The organism is Acinetobacter sp. ANC 3832 (assembly GCF_002135415.1).
Lineage (GTDB): Bacteria > Pseudomonadota > Gammaproteobacteria > Pseudomonadales > Moraxellaceae > Acinetobacter.
The window spans coordinates 1-19,066 of record NZ_NEGJ01000003.1 but is presented as its reverse complement, the minus strand read 5'-3'; the positions used below and the strand labels follow the sequence as shown (position 1 = coordinate 19,066).

Genomic DNA, 19,066 nt, shown 5'->3' with positions numbered 1-19,066 from the left:
TACATTTAATTTTTTGGAACAAATATGGCTGAAGTTGAACAGCAAGATGTTCAAAACGATCATCAAAATGACCAGCAAGAACCCGAACAAATGCCGAAAAAACGGAATTTGTTACGCAATATTTTATTGTCGATTGGTTTGGTTTTCATTTTATTGATTGCTGCTTTAGCTGTCATGTTTTCAACCGATAAAGGAAGTAAATTCCTACTCGATCGAGTGTTGTCGAATCAGCAAATGATTCAATACCAATACGAAAGTGGTAATCTTTTACAAGGAATTGTCCTTAAAAACTTTGTCCTGACTTTATCTGCGGTTGATGTCAAAATTGATCGTGCAGATGTTTCTTTAGGCTGGCGTGCGATTTTAGATAAAGAAATTCATTTAAGTCATGCAGATGTCAATAATTTACAAATTATCAGTAAGTCTCCGCCAAGCAATGAGCCATTTAAATTCAGTGCCATTAAATTGCCTTTTGTTTTGCGTTTAGATAAAGCCACAGTTGATCATTTGGTGATTCAGACCTCATCAGCCAAAGTTAATTTTGATGATATTGTATTAAACAATGCCTTATGGTCAGGTACTGAATTGAAATTCGAAGATTCTCGGATGGATATGGGTTATCTTGCAGTCAAAAATGCATCAGGTAGCATGGATTTTAAAGATAAATATCCAATTAATGCCAAAGCTGTTGTTAATTTACCCTCATTGAAAGCTTTAAATATTCAAGATGTTTATGTACATGCACGGGGTACTTTAGATACCTTAAAAGCAGGCGTTGCAACGCATACCCCAGATTTACTAACAGGCTGGGCAGTTGTCCACCCTGTAAGAACACATGTGCCAATGAATGGTGCTTTATATTTTAAAAATTATCATTTGCCATTATTACTTGATCAAGAACTTTTATCTAAAGATGGTATTGCGAAGTTTAAAGGTGATATTCAGCGTTTAGATTTAGACATTAATACAGACATTAGTGGGAAAAATATTCCGCAAGGTCAATATACTGCTTCAATGAATACAGACCTTGTCAATCAATTGAATATCAGTAATCTAAATGGTCAATTGATGGGTGGCGCTATTAATGTAGCAGGACTGGTCAGTTGGCAAGATCATGTGCATTGGGATGTAAAAGGTCGTTTAGATAAAATTAGTCCAAAAGATAAAATTATTCCTCAAGTGGTTCGGGATTTCCTTCCACCTGCCTTAGATGCCAATATTTCATCTTCTGGTGCTTTGCAAAAAGGCATGCAAGTCAATGCAAATGTTGATTTTGATAAATATGAATCATGGGCAGTACAACTCAATCAAGCTGAACAAAAAGGTAAAAAACCTGAGCCAATGTTACTTGCTGTTGATTGGAAAAATATTGATCGTGCCATGCCCTATGTCGGTTGGTTAAGCAGTGAAAAAGGTCATGTCAACTTGGCTTTGGTTGAAGGTCAGCAAAATATTCATGTTGCAACGGTTGTTCGCCCACATGAGAAAGGCAGTTTGCCTGCTGGACAATATGATGCTCAGCTAGACTTGAAAGGTAATAATTTATATGTACCTTCGTTTAGCTATCAAGCAGAAAAAGGCAGCTTAACAGGTAATGCAGTTGTTGAACTTCCTGATGAAAAACGTCAATTAAAATGGAATGCTTTACTTAACGCCAAAGACTTTAATCCTCAAGCTGTTGTTGCGGCTACCCCTGTAAATTTGATTAATGGGCAAATTAAAGCCAATGGCTATGCCAAGCCGAATCAGCAAATCATTCAACTTGAGTCGATTAATTTGATTGGTCGAATGGCGGGTCAAGCCAATGCAGAAACCATAAAACTCACAGGTAAAAGTACGGCTGCTGTACTTTTTAATAATGAAAAAGCAGGCGGCGGATTTAAAGGCTTCGCTGTGAACTATGATGGTGCATTAAATGCAACACAGTTAAAACAAGGCAGTGGTTTATTAAAATTTAAAGTTTCAGGTACACCAGAGCTGATTAAAATTGCAGAACTACAGCATGATGGTATTGCCGGTAAAGTTTTAGCAAATGGCTTGGTACATATAAGTAATGGGATTGGTTGGGATATCAATGCATCTTTAGTACGCTTTAAACCACAGTATTTTGTATCCGCAGTTCGTGGTGAGGTATCTGGTAATGTCAAAACACAAGGCACGTGGTCAGATAAAATCAAACGGATTGGTGTTCAAAATTTAAACCTTGCGGGCATCATTAATAATAAGCCTTTGCGCGGTCGTGGAAATTTAGCCATTGTTTTAAATTCAGATCAAAAGGGCTTTTTACCACAACAGTTTGAAGCCAATAATCTTTTCCTTTCTTATGCCAATAATCAGGTTCAAGCGACAGGAAATGCACAAAATTTACGTTTAAAAATTAATGCACCTGCATTATATGAGATTTATCCAGGATTACGTGGGCAAGCACATGGTTATTTAAATTTACAATCTCAACCACGGCTTAGTGCGACAGCAAACTTAGTGGTTGATAATTTTGGGTTTAATAATACGCTCAGTATTAAAACCATGAGTTTAAAAGGTGAATTACCAACATCTGAAAGTGTTCCTTCTAAAATGGTGGCTCAGCTTGAGACATTACGAAGTGGTGGTCGCGAAATTCAGCATGCTGCCATTACACTTTCAGGCACACGCAAAGCACATCTGCTACAACTGCAAGGTTGGAATTATTATTCTAAATTTTACATGCAACTTGCGGGTGGTTTTAATGCACAAAATGATTGGCTAGGTCAAATTCAAAAAGGTGAGTTTGACTCGGTTCGTGCACATTTACAACAAGTTCAAAATGCTCCTGTAATTTTTACAACTGCAAAATCTGAACTGTATATCGGTCAACATTGTTGGTCGAGCCAACAAAGCCAATTGTGTTTTGATCAGCCTATTCGTGCAAGCAAGCAACGTGGCAATGTTTCATTTGTAACGCAGAATTTAGATTTAAATGATTTCGCAGCCTTTATGCCTGATGGTTTAGCACTTACAGGTAAACTGAATGGTTATGCCAAAGCATCTTGGGCTGAAGGTTCACAACCCAAGCTTGATGCTCGACTTGTAACACGCAATGGTAAAATTGGTATTGCAGCTGAAGATCCAGATGATGCTTCATCTTCTTTGGATTATGACGAAGCCAGTATTATTGCGAAAAGTATTAAAGAAGGCTTGCTCCTTCGGGTCGATTTAAAAGCACCAAATGTTGGTACAGGCTATGCCAATGTCTTGGTTAATCCGTATGTTGATTCAAAACCAATTCGTGGTGAAATTGCCTTTAATGAAGTGCAACTTAAAATTTTAAAACCATTTATTGCTGATGTACGTAAATTAGAGGGTACTTTGTCACTCGCAGGCAAAATTAATGGAACCTTAACCAACCCATTATTTGACGGTGAAATGCGCCTAAAAAATGGTGCAATTAGTATGATTTCATTGCCTGTTAATTTAAGTAATATTCAGGTTTATTCATCGATTCATCAAGATCAGGCCACGATTAATGGTGCATTTAACAGTGGTCAAGGTGTAGGACGTCTTAGTGGTAGTATCGATTGGAAAGGTGATCCAAGAATTCAATTAAATTTAAAAGGTGAAAAACTGCTGATTCGTCAAGCACCATTGATCACTGCAATTGTAGATACCGATATTTCACTTGATGCCTTGCCTATGAGTAAGAGGATTACTGTAAAAGGTAAAGTGGATGTACCACGTGCATTGATTTCAATGCCTGAATCTAGTGCATCTGTTGTCAATGTTTCTTCTGATGTTCGAATTGTGCATGATGGTGATGATCAATTGGCGATTCTAAAAGCTGCGAAGCCTTGGGATATTCGTGCAGATGTTTCTGTTAATTTGGGGAATCAAATTATTTTCCAAGGTTTTAATAGCCGTATTCCATTGGTGGGTCGACTTTATTTATCTCAACGTGGCTTAGAAACAGCAATGCGTGCTAATGGTGCGATTGGTGTGAGCCAAAAAGTGACGATTGAAGCATATGGGCAACGTTTAGATTTGAATCGTGCGATTGCTCGTTTTAATGGGCCATTGGCAAATCCAACACTGGATGTGGATGCCAATAAGAGTATTTCAGGAAGTACGGTTGGCGTACGTGTAACAGGTACAGCAAGTAGTCCGAATATTCAAGTTTATAATGATGCAGGTTTGTCTGATCAAGAAGCAATGAATGCTTTAATTACAGGACGTATTAATGAAGGTTCGAGTGGTTTAAGCAATGAACAGGGCTTTAAGTCTGATGTGAATAATACCATTGCTGCCGCAGGTATTAGTCTCGGTTTAGGTGGGACGCGTGCATTTACCAATCAGATAGGGCAAACTTTTGGTCTAAGTGGTTTAGCTTTAGATGCCCAAGGAACAGGTGATGATACGCAAGTAAGTCTTACAGGCTATATCACTCCTGACTTATATATTCGTTATGGTGTTGGCGTATTTACACCAGTGAATAAACTAACTTTACGTTATCAAATGAATAAACGTCTATATTTAGAAGCGAGTCAGTCTTTAGAAAAAGCAATTGACGTATTCTATCATTGGCGTTTCTAAAATATTATTTCCAAAATAAAAAGAGCACTTTTGGTGCTCTTTTTATATAATTTAAATTCAATAATAAGAATCAGAGTGCATTCATGAGCTTTCCATTATTTTTGATGATCAGTTTGATTATCTTTTTTAGCATCAATAGCCTTATTGGAAAATTAAGCCACATTCCATTGAATAAATTTTTATGGAGTAAAGTTTACTTTGCGATTCATCCTTTTATGTTGTTGTTGATTCCGCTATTCATTCTGGTTAAATTTTTTAATGAACCGATTAAAGATGATAAACAAGCACTTATTTTTATCATATTATTGATTGGTGTACATTTGATTATCGATATAGTTGTATCGATGAAAATTTTCCATAAAAGTAAAGAAAGAATTAAATCGATTAGTTGGATTCTGACTTATCACACGATTTTAGTTTTAGGATTATTTATCTATTTTTTTATGTTTTTTAAGTTCAAATTTGGATTTTAAAATTATATAAAGCAAATTATTACGAGCCTAAAATGATTTATTACGATCTTCTACCTCTGATCAAAGCATAAATAATTCTCCCATAGAGTTCCATTTTCAGTATCATAATCGCCACGAGGAGATATGTAATGAAAAAATTGGTAATATTAAGTGCTGTAAGTACAGTTTTATTAATGACGGGCTGTTCTGAAAAGAAACCTGCGACTCCTGAAGAAATTTGGCAAGGATACTGTACTAGTATCGGTAATGCTGCTCGGACACTAGTTCTAGATCGTCAGAATGGTATTACGCATAAAGAAGCTGTTGAATATGCAGATAAAGTAACAGATCCGACCACCAAAGGATTTGTTAAAGAATATCTTGAAAAAGTGTATGCAATGCCAGATGCTGAGTTAAAAGCGGATAAAGATGCTGTACAAGCACAATTTAAACAAGAGGCTTATGAGCAATGCGTAAAGACACCGCATGATCCGAAAAAAATGCCAGATTACAAACCGTTCTAATGAACGGTTTTTTTATATCTAGAAATAGTTGAATTTGAATATTTTATGAAACAAAAAATGATTAGCATAAAAACTGAAAAGCTTATATAAAATATTAAAATAGAAAATAAAAAGTACAAGGAGCTGAAAAATGGAAGTTGTTGCATATTTACATAACGCAGACTTGCTTTTAGAAGGAGAGCAAGGCGTTGCGATTATTAGTGGAAGTCACTACGTATTAAGTTTAGGTGACAAAGTCGTCCTTCAACAAGTGATTGATGAGCAAGCCAAGTTATATCAGGTGCAAATCTCATTTGCATGTGCAGATCATGCTATGCTTCACGAAGATGAAATTCAATTGAAGTTTGAAGGTTGTCGAGAGCAGTTTAAAAAATATCAAATGAATACCACAGTCCACTAAGGTGGAATGTACAGCACAGTAGAAAAAGGGCAACATGAGTTGCCTTTTTTACGGTTCATAGCCAAGTTAAAAGTAATGTAAAAGATGCTAAAAGACATTGCTGATTCAAAATATACTGAAGATTCGTGATTTTCGGCGTCAAATGAAAAGTGATGGTGCTCAATAAGTTGTTTAATATGATTATGCGATGAGTATTTATTTAAAAAATAATGGTCATCACGATTAAATGCGATCTTTACATTAACTTTTGCCTTGATTTTTAGTAAAATTTGTCTGTCCATATTACTTGCGAAGCTTTTAATAAGTTGGAATTCACAAGTAATTTTTTAAAAAAGAGGAATATCACCGTGCTAGAAGCTTACCGCCAACACGTTGCAGAACGTGCCGCACTCGGAGTCCCACCGAAGCCACTAGATGATGCTCAAACAGCTGAGCTCGTTGAACTATTAAAAAACCCGCCAGCGGGCGAAGAGGCTTTCTTAGTAGATTTGCTTGAAAACCGTATTCCTGCAGGTGTAGACCAAGCTGCTTATGTTAAAGCTGCTTTCTTGTCTGCTGTTGCAAAAGGTGAAGCGACTTCTCCATTAGTTTCTAAAGAACGTGCTGTTTATTTACTTGGCACAATGCTTGGTGGTTATAACGTAGCGCCTTTAGTGACATTGCTTGATGATGCAGTTCTTGCTGAGCTTGCTGCTGAAGCATTGAAAAAAACTTTACTTGTATTCGATGCGTTCCATGACGTAGCTGATAAAGCAAAAGCAGGTAACGTAAATGCTAAGTCTGTTATGCAGTCTTGGGCAGATGCTGAATGGTTCACTAGCCGTAAAGATGTTCCTGAAGAAATCAAACTCACTGTTTTCAAAGTAACTGGCGAAACAAACACAGACGACTTGTCACCTGCACAAGACGCTTGGAGCCGTCCAGATATTCCATTACATGCAAATGCAATGTTGAAAAACGTACGTGATGGGATTAACCCAGAAGTTCCTGGTGAGGTGGGTCCACTGAACCAAATTAAAGAATTGATCGCGAAAGGCAACCAAGTTGCTTACGTAGGTGACGTTGTAGGTACAGGTTCGAGCCGTAAATCTGCAACTAACTCGGTTCTTTGGTTCTTTGGTGATGACATTCCACACATCCCGAACAAAAAAGACGGCGGTTATTGCTTAGGTTCTAAAATCGCACCGATTTTCTTCAATACTATGGAAGATGCTGGTGCATTACCTGTAGAAATTGATGTTGCAAACATGAACATGGGCGATGAAATCGTTCTTAAAATTGATCATGCTGCTGCAAAAGTAACTGCATTGAAAGATGGCGCTGTCATCGCTGAATCTGAATTGAAAACACCAGTACTTCTTGACGAAGTTCGTGCGGGTGGTCGTATCAACTTGATCGTTGGTCGTGGTTTGACCACTAAAGCGCGTGAAGCTTTAGGTCTTCCAGTTTCTACATTATTCCGTGTTCCTGTTCAGCCTGCTGCTACTGGCAAAGGCTTTACTCAAGCACAGAAAATGGTGGGTCGCGCTTGTGGTCTTCCAGAAGGTCAAGGTGTACTTCCAGGTACTTACTGTGAACCGAAGATGACAACTGTTGGATCGCAAGATACGACAGGTCCAATGACACGTGACGAATTGAAAGACTTGGCTTGCCTAGGTTTCTCTGCTGATCTTGTGATGCAATCTTTCTGCCACACAGCTGCATATCCAAAACCAATTGACGTTCAAATGCAACACTCGCTTCCTGATTTCATCATGAACCGTGGTGGTGTATCTTTACGCCCAGGTGACGGTATTATTCACTCTTGGTTAAACCGTATGTTAATGCCTGATACCGTTGGTACAGGTGGTGACTCACATACTCGTTTCCCAATTGGTATTTCTTTCCCTGCAGGTTCTGGTCTTGTCGCATTTGCTGCAGCAACTGGTGTTATGCCACTTGATATGCCTGAATCAATCCTTGTTAAGTTCAAAGGTAAAATGCAACCTGGTATCACACTACGTGACCTTGTACATGCAATTCCTTACTACGCGATTCAAGCGGGTGATTTAACTGTAGAGAAGAAAGGTAAGAAAAACATTTTCTCTGGTCGTATCCTTGAGATCGACTTACGTGAAATGGAAACGGACCTTACTGTTGAGCAAGCATTCGAACTTTCTGATGCTTCTGCTGAACGTTCTGCTGCCGGTTGTTCGATCACACTTTCTGAAGAGAAAGTTGCTGAATACCTTAAATCAAACATTACGATGTTGAAATGGATGATTTCTGAAGGTTATGGCGATGCTCGTACAATGGCGCGCCGTGTAGAAAACATGGAAAAATGGTTAGCAAACCCATCACTTCTTCAAGCTGATGCTGATGCTGAATATACGAAAGTATATGAAATTGACCTTGCTGACATTAAAGAACCTGTTCTTTGCTGCCCGAACGATCCAGATGATGCAAAACTTCTTTCTGACGTTCAAGGCGTGAAAATTGACGAAGTATTCGTTGGTTCATGTATGACAAACATCGGTCACTTCCGCGCAACTGGTAAGTTGTTAGAGAAAGTTCCTGGTGGCGTATTGTCAACTCGTTTGTGGATTGCTCCACCGACGCGTATGGACGAACGTCAATTGATGGAAGAAGGTTTCTATAACATTTATGGTAAAGCTGGCGCGCGTACTGAAATGCCAGGTTGTTCATTGTGTATGGGTAACCAAGCACGAGTAGCACCGAACACAACTTGTGTTTCGACTTCTACGCGTAACTTCCCGAACCGTTTAGGTCAAGGTGCTAACGTTTATTTAGCGTCTGCTGAACTTGCATCTGTTGCTGCTGTACTTGGTAAATTACCAAGCCCAGAAGAATATCAACAATATGCAGCTCAAATTGACAGCATGTCTGCTGACATCTATCAATACTTAAGCTTCGACAAAATGAGCGACTATACTGACGCTGCTGCGAAAGTTGATACCAAGAAAATTGTTGCTGCTCAATTGACTTAATGAGCTAGGACAAAGAAAAGCCGAAAGGCTTTTCCCTAGCGCAAGAGCAAATCTATGATTTGCTTTGAAAATTAAGTAATAAGCGGTATAAAATAAGGGCTGATTATTCAGCCCTTATTTTTTGGATAATAAAATGCAAGAATATATAAAAAAATTAATAGCCGAAACGATAGGGCTAATCGAAACAAATAGAAGTCATGGAAATGATTTTAATTTACTAAAAATATCTGGTATGGGAAGCAGTGAGGTTTTTACACATACTCCAATATTAAAGGAGTTATTAGATCCACGTGGCTCACATGGTCAAAGAGATTTATTTTTAAAAATATTTATTGACTCTTTTTGTCCTGAATTTATTCTGGATGAGTTCGTTCAGATAAAAAAGGAGCAACGTGTTGTCAATAAAAATAAAAATTATGGTCAAATTGATTTAATCATTTCAAATAAAACACAAATTTTAATTATTGAAAATAAAATTTATGCCGAAGATCAAGCTAAACAATTGAGTAGGTATTATGAATATTGTGAAAGTATGAAGAAGCAACCATTTATGATTTATTTGACATTAGATGGTAAAGAGCCAAGTCAATTTTCATTAGGCAATATAAAAAATATAGATGGAAAGTATTTCTTGGATGATGATGCAAATCAAAAAAATATATATTTGAAATGCTTGAGCTATCAAACAGATATTATTCTATGGTTGGAGAATATCCAATCTGCTACTGGTAAAGCATCAAATCTTGTAGCAGCAATTCGACAGTATATCAACTTGTTGAAAATGCTAACATGTGAGTTAATCACAGGAAAGAAGGAATTACAGAAAATGCTTATTGATGTTAAACCAAATGAATTAGAGGCAATCAAGAAAATTTCGGATGAATATAGCAGTAGTGAGTATCGAGGAAAATTACTTTATAACTTATTTGAATATATAAAAAATATGATTATGGAAACGGGCGAATTTTTGGACTCGAATACAGATGCCTTTTTAAATATTAAATATAATATTAAAAATTGTCAAAAATGGTTTGAGCAACTTAGTAGTAAAAATTTAGCACAAAATAGAGATGTAATTGGTTGTGTTTTACAAAGTAAAATTAATCCAAATATCACATTTTTATTTGTTGCTGCTACAGATTATTTCCACTATGGTATTGTTTTAAAAGAAAATGAAAATTTATCTATTGAGCATATTCAACAACTTTTCCCAACATGGGCGGTGAGAGGTCCTTGGAAAAAAATACCAAATTCTTGGATTAGTCATTCTATTGGAAATTTACGTGGCTTTTCAGGTGATGCTTTTAAATTACTAACTACTCAAAATAATATTTTTTTAAATGATTTTATTAATGAACGTCTAAGAGAGTTGGATTTAATAATAAAAAAATGAAAATCGGCATCTTTTGGTGTTATCAAAACCAAATCGTTGGCATTGCACATGATTTTAAACTATCCGAGCAAGATTCACTTGGTCTGATTGATAGTGCTTATGTTCATGTTAATTATTGGGAAGAGCTTAGAAGTCAAATTGCTGAGTTACGACATAAAGAATATGAAGAGATTCCACGAGGTCGTGTCATTTATAATAGCCTAAGCAATAAAACGATAGTCTATATGGACGCCAAACTCTTTAAAAAGAGAATTGCTCAACAAATCGCGGTATTTTTTGAGCTTAATTTTGATGAAGTAATTTGGAAAAAAGATCCACATTATCGAAGCTAATCTTTACAGATGAATCAATACGTCGTTTAATCACCGCCTGATTTAGTGATATAAAAAGTTGATTGAAAAATGGCGAAACAAACTCGATTTTTATGTATTGGTGGTTTTCTAAATGGATCAGCTATAAAAGATCAAGGTGAAAGCTTTGAATGTGTTGAGAAGTCAAAAAAAGTGACCTATCGTAAACTTGAAGTTTTTCATCCAGATTCACGGAATGACTATTACTACGTCTGCGAAACAACGACGGATCAACAAGCCAAAAATTGGGTGCATGACATAGAGTAATAGAAAAATGTAAAGCTGAATTGAAAAAGCTTTTATTCAGACATTAAAAAGCCCCATGGTTAAGTGCTATGACACTTAACCATAAATTAAGTATATTTAACAATATTTTAACATTTAATCATTAATAACAATAACTTATGATTATTAATTAAGATTTTTAACAAGAGTTTTAAAATGGTTCTTTGCATATAATTGGACATATTATCCATAATGGACATAATTTACGTTAAAATGTCCAACTCTTTACGCCAAGATTACGCCAAGAATGAAACTCCCAAAAGCTCGAAAACGTGGTGAAGCATTTCGCATTGAGTTAATGTTTAATGGGAAGCGGATAAGCGCCACAAGAGATACAGAAAAAGAATGTGAACAATGGGCCATGCTCAAGCTATTAGAGTTAAAGACAGAGAAAAGCGAGAGCAAGGGTGATGTTAAACCTCACTTTCCACTCTCAGTATTAATGCATAAATATTATGAAGAAATTGGCAAACATAAAAAATCATCAAGAACCATAAAAGTATCTATAAACCACTTCATAAAGAACTTCCTAGATATTGCTGAAATGTCAGTGCATGACATAACACCTCAAATTCTCACAGAGTGGCGAAATCTGAGATTAAAAGATGTGAGCACTGGAACGGTACTACGAGACGTTTCTTTATTCTCTGCAATTTTTACCTACGCTCAAAAAGAATTATTTTTAATAGACAACAATCCTTTTTCTCTGATTAGCAAACCACCGCAGCCAAAATCAAGAAATCGACGTATTAATGAATTCGAAATTGATTTGATATTACAGGCTCATGATTATGCGCGAGGGCAAATCCCAACGTGTGACCAGCACTTCATTGCTTGGGCCTTTTTATTTGCTATTGAAACAACAATGAGGCAGGGAGAGATTCTAAATATCGAAAGATCAAATATATTTGATGATTACATTCATTTAGCAGAAACAAAGAATGGTGACTATAGAGATGTTCCATTGTTGCAAAGTGCTAAAGATTTACTGAAACTAATTAAACCAAATGGCACAAATAAATTAATTGATATGAAAAATAGTACGTTTCAAAATATGTTTGGAAATAGAATAAAAAAATTAGGGATTAATGATCTGCATTTTCACGATACAAGACACGAGGGTATCACAAGACTTGTTAAGTTGAGAAAAGTACCAATTGAGATATTAATGAAAATTACGGGTCACAAGACAGCAGGGATATTAATTAATACTTATTACAATCCAACAGCTAGCGAAATTAGTTCAATGCTAAACGAGTCTAATTGACTCGTTTAGCACCACGTTTGTTTTTTTGGGGTTGAGATAAAATTACCATAGCTGTCTTAGAGTCATAAAGGTGTTTACCTTCAGTTCCCTGGTTATAACCTTCAAGCTTTTTAATAATTGTAGTTTTAGTGAAATTATATCTTTCAACCAACCAACTCACCGACACTAATTTCGGAACTTCTTGTATAACCAAGCCAACAACCTTACCACCTAAGATATTCTGACCTAGAAAAATTTGAGGAGGGGTATCTGCTTCCAGTGTGACTGTATATTTTTGAACTCCCATCATTACACCCCTCAACAAACTTTGCTTTTATGTCGCTTAACATCAAGCACCATATTTCGAGTAATCACTGAAATTTTCTTTTCCGCTCTATCTACATTCGTACCTGAACTCAAGTAACAGCCAATCGCATTAGCTGCAATGCAAAAACCAAAGTTAATAGCCAAAGCTGGGTTCACCTGATTTATCTCTTCAAACATTGGAGCAATGATTTTCCGAAATACTTGCTCAGCTATTTCTTCAGTGGTGCCTTCTAACTGCATTTCTGGAATTTTCATGACAGCTCCTTTTGCATCTGATGTTTCTTGTTTTTAACTTTGGCCATTAACAAACAAGTTTCATTATTTTCAGGATTTGAAAGCTTTTGAAAACTTTGGTTATAGCGAGCCATTTCCGACTTAGCCATTAAGATCAAATTTTCTATACGACAATCAGTTTTGTCCTGGTTCCTAAATGCTATGACATGATTTTCAAGAACCAGACCGTGGGCTTTTTCCCAAATAACACGATGCTTTAGCTCAAAGATATTTGGCTCACCGGTTTTAATTAAGACATATCCATCCTTAGAACAAATGCGCTCATAACCAACCGGCTTTTTGTTCCAGGTAATCTGACCTTTTTTAAAACTTGTTTTATTTGCAGAGGTAAGTCCTTTCGTGCCCTTGTTTGCTGGAATACTTCCTTTCTGAAAATATCCAGTTCGGCCTGTATTCCACTTTTTTCGAGTACATAAAGACTTAATGTTTTCTACAGAAAAACAGGTGTTAAATTTCAGATTTAAGATGTCTGTAAGTTCAGCTCGATTTAAAGTGCAATTCGATTGAATAAACTCTAATTGCGCTGATGAATACTTAATTGCAGATCCTTTAGTCATAAGTCACCCAATTAAGTTTTGTGGAATTTCAATAGATTCCACGTTTTTGATTCCGCGATATTCTGCAACTAATTTTGCAGCACTTAAACGCATATTATTATTCTTAATAACCTGCTCACTGATTTTCTCAATTGCATCTGCTTTTTGAATTTCTGCTTCAAGCTCACTTCCTTTTAAAGCAGGATTACTGAGTCGTTCGAGTTGCGCAAATAAAACTGTATTTAGATCGATTGGTGTATTCATTATTACCATCCTCACATTTCAAAATTGATATAAACAGACCCACTTACCGCAATAGAAAACTCAAGCCACAAAATAAGAATTTCCATCCTTGGACCTCCAGTTCGCTTCTTTAAATTTTGCATCTGTAACCAGCTCTTCAATTTCACCCACACCGACGTTGCTAAACACGTGGGTCATCTTTGCCCCGAACACAGTGAGTGTTCGAGTCGCCGTAGAATATGTAAATTTCATAGCTTCTCCTCGAGCACATCAATGATGCATTTGATTGTTTTGTTGAGCATTACTTAGTGTTGGCCATCCCATTTGATCTGCTCGAGCACGACAAGCATTGGTAATACCTGCTTCATAGGTCGTACCTTTAAATCTATTTGCAGCCGCTTTAAGAACACCTTTGTCCGATGTGCTTTTAATGGCATTCAAAGCATCATTAAAGAGTTGGGATTGGCTACGTTTAGGCTTTTGTTGGCCATTCGATTGTTGATTATTCTGATTCTGCGTTTGGTTACGCTGAGCATTATTTTGAGCAGGAGCAGACTGCTGTGTCTGTCTATTTTGCAGATTATTATTTCGGGCAGAGCCATTATTGACTTGGTTGTGATACTCATCAGAATCATAGTCTTTGGTGTCATCAATTAAGAACAAGCCATTGAGTGCATATTTACGAGCATAAGAACTCGATGCACCAAAGGTTTGAGCTACATCCATACCTTTCTTGCTAATCTCTACACCTGCATGGGCTTTGACTACCGTTTCTTTACCATTGGCATCAGTTAGAATTACTTTTGCTGTGACTACGACAACAGGTCCAATCTCTTGAACTTCATCAGTGATGATGAGTGTTGCATTGTATTTTTGAAGAAGTGGCTTAACTGCTTCAAGAATGTCTTCGCAGTTACGATAGTTATAATTACCAAATGTATTTCTTTTGCTTTTTGGTGCTTTTAATTCAAGTTGAATTTGTTGAAGCACATTAATGTTTTGTTCAGCAGGTATTTGGTTTTGAGTATTTGTAGTCATGATAATTCTCCTTAAACCGAACGATGGCTTTTAGACCATTTCTTATATTCTGGTGATTGAAAGTGGCCAGTATTTTCTAGAATCTGGTTACGTTCAGTATTGCGTTTGGCTTTACGTGCAACCAGTAATGCTTTAATTAGCCATTCAGGAGCAGTGGCCTTATCTACAAGAATTAGACTGCCTTGAGATTCTTTATAAATATCGAAACCATCTAAGTTGATTCCACTTCGACCAATGGGTTTAAGGACATAAAAGCTAGGGCGATCTTTACCTACACGGTAGCGCTCATTTTTATCACCATCTAAATTAAGAAATTCAGAGAAGTATTGAGCTGCTTTATCTTTTAGATCTCGTTGAATGCCGTTATCTAAACCTTGAGAGAAGCGAAATTTGATGAATCCACCAAAGAAGTCTGCAAAACCTAAACGTGCTTGAGGTGTTAAAAGCTCCCAATCGTTAGTTTCTACTTCGGCATAGTCGATATTTAAACCTCTAGCCAAAGCTTCAAAGACTTGAGCAGGTGCGAGGGTTTGTTTAATGGTTTGAGTGTTGTTCATGCTTGAGCACTCCCAATCTTTGCTACAGCGTTTTGATGAGCTGTGCAACTAAAGAGACCACCAACGCACATCACAATGATAATTATTGAAGCTAAGACCAAACCTGATTTAGATTTGTACTTTACTGTGTTGGTAGAGGTTGGGCTTTGGTACAGCGTACCTTGTGGGGTTGTTTGACTTTGAATAAGGTTTTGTTTCATACTTACCTCGTTGGTTACAAAAGCACATTGGTTTCTCAGGTCGGTGTGCTTTTTGTTTGTTTGATGCATTAAAATATACCTGTCAGGTAAATAAAAGTAAATACCTTGAAGGTGTAATTGATTAAATTATTTTTACTCTATAGGTAGAATTAATTTTATTAGATAAAATAAAACCCATCACAAGGATGGGTTTAGTTGAATATATTTATATTAATAAGATGATATTTTTAGCCGAATTATATAAAAGCATATGTTGCTCATATAGCGAAGACCAAGACTTTATTCATTAGAAATAAAGTAACCTACTACGATCCACTTTACTCATATTTTATTCGCCGCACCAATGTCATAGTCATCAATGGTGCAATCGCGAATAGTGCAAATAACCAAAGTGCTGCATTACGTGCGCCTTCTATGCCACCAGGGTAACTAATGCCTGCATTATTTACTACAATACCTGCAACTGCTGTAGCTAAAGCCATTGCGAATAACTGAATAGTGACCACTGAAGAAGATGCTAAATTTTCTTCCCCTTTTTCCGCCGAATTAAACACGTGAATCGCAAGATGTGGCCAACACAACCCAATGCCAAAACCAACACAAATCAAGGCTAAGACAAAAAGGCTGATAAGTAGAGCAGAGTGCATCAAGTTCGGCATTGGAATAAATAAAGCTAAGGCGACTAGAGCACTAATAATCATCACTGGTGAATAACGAATAATATATACCACTTGCTTCGGTGTTTTATTAGCAGTAATAAAGGCTCCTAAGGTCCAACCTGCTGCCATTATTGCAGTAAGATAACCTGCAATTAACGGTGAGGTTTGTTGAATAACTTGTAAAAAATACGGAATATACACTTCAGTCGCTAAACCTGCGATGAGTAAGATCATGACGGAAAAGATCACCCCAATTGGATGCTTTAATGTATATGCTCCAGTCGGCATTAGCTTAGTTTTACTTTTATTATCTATTGTCCCTATGGCAACAATAGATAATATTGTGGCTAAAACGCCGACTAAATTGATCCATAACACATCAGTTAGGCTCATTAAGGTCAAAATAGAAATACTCACCACTAATAATCCAATTTGTGCATATGGAATGGTAATATTTGCTTGGTTTTTCTGTTGAGTAATATTTATATGCTTTATAACAATTACAGCAATCAAAATCGCTACAGGAACTACAGACCAGAATGCCCAACGCCAATGACCATATTGTGCAAATAGCCCACCAATTGCTGGTCCAACCAGTGTAGCTACACCCCACATTCCAGAGGTTACACCCATAGCGCGAGACCAAAGTCGTTGTTCAAAAACAATTCGAATAAGGGCATAACTGAGTGCTAGTAGTATTCCTCCACCAAAGCCTTGTAACACCCGCCCCACTAATAACACTGGCATATTAAGGGCGAAACCACACCATATAGAACCAATCGCGAATATCACAAGTCCAAGTAAATAAGACGAGCGTGGGCCAAACTTGGCTAAAATTTGTGAAGCTATGGCTGAGCCGATAATTGAAGTAATCACAAATAAGGTGGTATTCCATGCATAATATTGCATTCCACCAATATCTTGCACAATGCTCGGTAAGATAGTGGTGACAATATAGATATTAATTGCATGTAACGCGACTCCGCCAGTGAGTGCAACTGTTCTAAGTCCATTTTTACCACTGAGTAATTCTCCCCATGAAGCATCTTGCGTTGCTCTATTTTGCTCATTCATACTTCATCACCCTTATCCATTACTTTTGATTAATTCATCTGGCTGATATTTAAGATTAAATTCTAGGTGCTTTCTTTTTTAGCTAGATATCAAAAAACAAGATCACTTTAAAACCTCAAGTTAGGTTGAGGTCAAGTCAAAGGTTAGAGAAGTTTTATTGGAAATTTAAGGAGGTGTGATCGAATATATGCATTACTGAAATTTGCTGACTGCAATTTCAATTAGATATTTAGGCAGAAGTTTCCCAAAGTAAATAGAATTTATAAATCCTCTATTACATAATAAATTCCATACTGTTCAATTTAAATGATGTTGCAATAGAAAACTTCCTTAATAAGGCGCTAAATTTTAAGCCTGAACTAAATGCGGATTGGTTTAAAAAAATCTTATTGAAAAATACTTTTAATATTTTTTTACTAGGAGTTTTGACGTTTTATACTGCTATTCAGTAGGCAAAGTATCAGCAAATTTAGACTTCAAATGATCATATGACACATTTGAATCGTGTCATAATCAACATTTTGGTATGCCTCGAATTGAGAGGTCTTGTTTATAATAATTTACTAAGTTTGTTTAAATAGAATTAGGGTGTTCTTGCCGATGCTGGCTAGGAGGTACAATATCTGTAATAGCAGTAATACTTTCCACATCATCCATATCAAAGGTAAGGCGCTCACCGCCATTTACAGCCAACAGATTTAAAACATTATTATGAATACCTATAAACTCTTTAATAGTACATCTTCCATCTTTAAGACAAACTTGAACAAATTCAGTTGGGGTTAGCTCTGCGTCAGGATCACACACTACATACCAACCATTGCGAATAGCAGGATACATTGAATCACCTGTACCTTTAACTCCATAAGATCGATCGCCCGCTGAATGTGTTGGAACATATCCATCACCGCCGTTACCTTCATATCCCATATCAGTAAAAAAACCGTCCATTCCCATTTTACTATAAGCCTTTACAGGCACCCATCTTTTATTAATTATTATTGGTTTTTCAATAATCCTAGAGAACAAGACTGAATCCTCACTATCTGGGATGTTGTATAACTTTTTAAAAGCTTCGATATCAAATGTCTTTATTTCCACACTGCCAGTTGTATCAATGCTGGATTGATCTAAATAACCTTTAGGCTTATTAAATGCTTTTTCAATTTTATCGGCAGTATCATCACCAATATTTTTAGTTGGTTTTTTACCAATATATTGACTAAATAGGTTGTAAGACATTTCAATTTTTTCAGCAAATTCGGTTCGATTTAGACCGGATTCCTTCATCAATTTTCTTACATTCTCAAGTCTAATTTCATGAATTGTCTTTAATTCATTCATTTTAAATCTGCCTGTTTACAATAACTAGTAATTTACCTTTCAGGTAAAAAAAATAAATACCCTGAGAGGTTGTTTTTTTGTTTACCTTGTGGGTATATTTATATAATATTTACCTATCAGGTGTATTTATGGCTACTCTGTACGATTTTTGGCGCGGTCTTGATAAAGATGAGCGCATCCAATTTTGTGAAACAACAAAAATTTCATATGGATATATGGAGTCTCATCTTATTCATGGTCGAAAAAAACCAGGCATGGAAACTATTCAAAAGATGGTTGATGCAAGTAATAAAAAGCTTACTCACAAATGCATTTTTGAATTCTTTCTTCGAAAGACAAGTGTTGCCTAGGAACTACTATGAGCAAAGTATCAATTGAATTATCTGCAAGCGCTCGCAATAACGAGTCGCTCATATTGCATTGCCTTGATTCTCAAAATCAAAAAGAGATTGCGGAATTGGTGGGAGTTGATGCAAGCACAATCACAAGAATGAAAACTGACAAAAAAGATAACAACAATTTGACTCAAGTCGAATTCATAAGTGCTTTTGTTGATTCTTTAGGATTGAAGCTTGTGAGAAAAGGGGATGTGTA

19 protein-coding genes are annotated in these 19,066 nt (G+C 36.4%); 10 read left to right on the top strand and 9 right to left on the bottom strand.

The window, feature by feature from the left end; genetic code table 11:
* Positions 1–24 precede the first annotated feature (24 nt).
* The 8 genes from B9T35_RS04555 (at position 25) to B9T35_RS04515 (ending at position 12,221) form a co-directional block, all read left to right on the top strand.
* A complete protein-coding gene (locus B9T35_RS04555; RefSeq protein WP_086189950.1) occupies positions 25–4,563 on the top strand; it encodes a translocation/assembly module TamB domain-containing protein in 4,539 nt (1,512 codons plus the stop codon).
* Between the two features lie 601 nt (positions 4,564–5,164).
* Complete coding sequence (locus tag B9T35_RS04545; protein ID WP_086189948.1) at positions 5,165–5,539, top strand: hypothetical protein; 375 nt, start codon at positions 5,165–5,167, stop codon at positions 5,537–5,539.
* Positions 5,540–5,669: 130 nt separating this feature from the next.
* Positions 5,670–5,939: a hypothetical protein gene (locus tag B9T35_RS04540; protein ID WP_086189947.1), complete on the top strand. Its 270-nt coding sequence runs from the start codon at positions 5,670–5,672 to the stop codon at positions 5,937–5,939.
* 347 nt (positions 5,940–6,286) lie between these two features.
* The gene (locus tag B9T35_RS04535) at positions 6,287–8,926 is read left to right on the top strand and encodes a bifunctional aconitate hydratase 2/2-methylisocitrate dehydratase (protein ID WP_086189946.1); all 2,640 of its coding nucleotides are present in this window, start codon (positions 6,287–6,289) and stop codon (positions 8,924–8,926) included.
* Between the two features lie 133 nt (positions 8,927–9,059).
* Positions 9,060–10,319 carry a PD-(D/E)XK nuclease family protein gene (locus B9T35_RS04530; RefSeq protein WP_086189945.1) on the top strand — a complete coding sequence of 420 codons (1,260 nt, stop codon included), beginning with the start codon at positions 9,060–9,062 and terminating at the stop codon, positions 10,317–10,319.
* Entirely contained in the window at positions 10,316–10,651 is a 336-nt protein-coding gene (locus B9T35_RS04525; protein ID WP_086189944.1) for a hypothetical protein, read from the top strand. The genes B9T35_RS04530 and B9T35_RS04525 overlap by 4 nt, the downstream gene beginning before the upstream one ends.
* A 69-nt stretch (positions 10,652–10,720) precedes the next feature.
* The gene (locus B9T35_RS04520) at positions 10,721–10,936 is read left to right on the top strand and encodes a hypothetical protein (RefSeq protein WP_086189943.1); all 216 of its coding nucleotides are present in this window, start codon (positions 10,721–10,723) and stop codon (positions 10,934–10,936) included.
* Positions 10,937–11,201: 265 nt separating this feature from the next.
* Positions 11,202–12,221: a tyrosine-type recombinase/integrase gene (locus B9T35_RS04515; protein ID WP_086189942.1), complete on the top strand. Its 1,020-nt coding sequence runs from the start codon at positions 11,202–11,204 to the stop codon at positions 12,219–12,221.
* Here the strand turns inward: B9T35_RS04515 and B9T35_RS04510 are convergent.
* From B9T35_RS04510 to B9T35_RS04470, 9 genes are all read right to left on the bottom strand, one after another.
* Positions 12,214–12,507, bottom strand: coding sequence for a hypothetical protein (locus B9T35_RS04510; protein ID WP_086189941.1), 294 nt, complete (start codon positions 12,505–12,507; stop codon positions 12,214–12,216). The two genes, B9T35_RS04515 and B9T35_RS04510, sit on opposite strands and share 8 nt — an antisense overlap.
* Positions 12,508–12,518: 11 nt before the next feature.
* Positions 12,519–12,782 (bottom strand): hypothetical protein, encoded by a 264-nt coding sequence (locus B9T35_RS04505; protein ID WP_086189940.1) that lies wholly within the window; start codon positions 12,780–12,782, stop codon positions 12,519–12,521.
* The gene (locus tag B9T35_RS04500; RefSeq protein WP_086189939.1) at positions 12,779–13,378 is read right to left on the bottom strand and encodes an HNH endonuclease signature motif containing protein; all 600 of its coding nucleotides are present in this window, start codon (positions 13,376–13,378) and stop codon (positions 12,779–12,781) included. The genes B9T35_RS04505 and B9T35_RS04500 overlap by 4 nt, the downstream gene beginning before the upstream one ends.
* 3 nt (positions 13,379–13,381) lie before the next feature.
* Positions 13,382–13,621 (bottom strand): hypothetical protein, encoded by a 240-nt coding sequence (locus B9T35_RS04495; RefSeq protein ID WP_086189938.1) that lies wholly within the window; start codon positions 13,619–13,621, stop codon positions 13,382–13,384.
* 249 nt (positions 13,622–13,870) lie between these two features.
* A complete protein-coding gene (locus tag B9T35_RS04490; protein ID WP_086189937.1) occupies positions 13,871–14,638 on the bottom strand; it encodes an ERF family protein in 768 nt (255 codons plus the stop codon).
* 11 nt (positions 14,639–14,649) lie between these two features.
* Positions 14,650–15,195, bottom strand: a complete 546-nt coding sequence (locus B9T35_RS04485; protein WP_086189936.1) for a hypothetical protein — start codon at positions 15,193–15,195, stop codon at positions 14,650–14,652.
* The gene (locus B9T35_RS04480; RefSeq protein WP_086190311.1) at positions 15,192–15,395 is read right to left on the bottom strand and encodes a hypothetical protein; all 204 of its coding nucleotides are present in this window, start codon (positions 15,393–15,395) and stop codon (positions 15,192–15,194) included. The genes B9T35_RS04485 and B9T35_RS04480 overlap by 4 nt, the downstream gene beginning before the upstream one ends.
* A gap of 317 nt (positions 15,396–15,712) precedes the next feature.
* Entirely contained in the window at positions 15,713–17,128 is a 1,416-nt protein-coding gene (locus B9T35_RS04475; protein ID WP_086189935.1) for an MFS transporter, read from the bottom strand.
* Between the two features lie 573 nt (positions 17,129–17,701).
* The gene (locus B9T35_RS04470; RefSeq protein WP_086189934.1) at positions 17,702–18,472 is read right to left on the bottom strand and encodes a LexA family transcriptional regulator; all 771 of its coding nucleotides are present in this window, start codon (positions 18,470–18,472) and stop codon (positions 17,702–17,704) included.
* A gap of 128 nt (positions 18,473–18,600) precedes the next feature.
* Between B9T35_RS04470 and B9T35_RS04465 the strand changes: the two genes are divergently transcribed.
* Positions 18,601–18,822, top strand: coding sequence for a transcriptional regulator (locus B9T35_RS04465; RefSeq protein WP_086189933.1), 222 nt, complete (start codon positions 18,601–18,603; stop codon positions 18,820–18,822).
* Positions 18,823–18,830: 8 nt separating this feature from the next.
* The coding region (locus tag B9T35_RS04460) for a CII family transcriptional regulator (RefSeq protein WP_086189932.1) at positions 18,831–19,066 on the top strand (236 nt) is incomplete at its 3' end.

Coding starts and splice junctions, on each gene's coding strand:
- B9T35_RS04515 (WP_086189942.1), top strand. CDS start 11,202: ATGAAACTCCCAAAAGCTCGAAAACGTGGTGAAGCATTTCGCATTGAG.
- B9T35_RS04465 (WP_086189933.1), top strand. CDS start 18,601: ATGGCTACTCTGTACGATTTTTGGCGCGGTCTTGATAAAGATGAGCGC.
- B9T35_RS04540 (WP_086189947.1), top strand. CDS start 5,670: ATGGAAGTTGTTGCATATTTACATAACGCAGACTTGCTTTTAGAAGGA.
- B9T35_RS04480 (WP_086190311.1), bottom strand. CDS start 15,395: ATGAAACAAAACCTTATTCAAAGTCAAACAACCCCACAAGGTACGCTG.
- B9T35_RS04520 (WP_086189943.1), top strand. CDS start 10,721: ATGGCGAAACAAACTCGATTTTTATGTATTGGTGGTTTTCTAAATGGA.
- B9T35_RS04495 (WP_086189938.1), bottom strand. CDS start 13,621: ATGAATACACCAATCGATCTAAATACAGTTTTATTTGCGCAACTCGAA.
- B9T35_RS04555 (WP_086189950.1), top strand. CDS start 25: ATGGCTGAAGTTGAACAGCAAGATGTTCAAAACGATCATCAAAATGAC.
- B9T35_RS04470 (WP_086189934.1), bottom strand. CDS start 18,472: ATGAATGAATTAAAGACAATTCATGAAATTAGACTTGAGAATGTAAGA.
- B9T35_RS04505 (WP_086189940.1), bottom strand. CDS start 12,782: ATGAAAATTCCAGAAATGCAGTTAGAAGGCACCACTGAAGAAATAGCT.
- B9T35_RS04475 (WP_086189935.1), bottom strand. CDS start 17,128: ATGAATGAGCAAAATAGAGCAACGCAAGATGCTTCATGGGGAGAATTA.
- B9T35_RS04525 (WP_086189944.1), top strand. CDS start 10,316: ATGAAAATCGGCATCTTTTGGTGTTATCAAAACCAAATCGTTGGCATT.
- B9T35_RS04500 (WP_086189939.1), bottom strand. CDS start 13,378: ATGACTAAAGGATCTGCAATTAAGTATTCATCAGCGCAATTAGAGTTT.
- B9T35_RS04490 (WP_086189937.1), bottom strand. CDS start 14,638: ATGACTACAAATACTCAAAACCAAATACCTGCTGAACAAAACATTAAT.
- B9T35_RS04545 (WP_086189948.1), top strand. CDS start 5,165: ATGAAAAAATTGGTAATATTAAGTGCTGTAAGTACAGTTTTATTAATG.
- B9T35_RS04530 (WP_086189945.1), top strand. CDS start 9,060: ATGCAAGAATATATAAAAAAATTAATAGCCGAAACGATAGGGCTAATC.
- B9T35_RS04510 (WP_086189941.1), bottom strand. CDS start 12,507: ATGGGAGTTCAAAAATATACAGTCACACTGGAAGCAGATACCCCTCCT.
- B9T35_RS04485 (WP_086189936.1), bottom strand. CDS start 15,195: ATGAACAACACTCAAACCATTAAACAAACCCTCGCACCTGCTCAAGTC.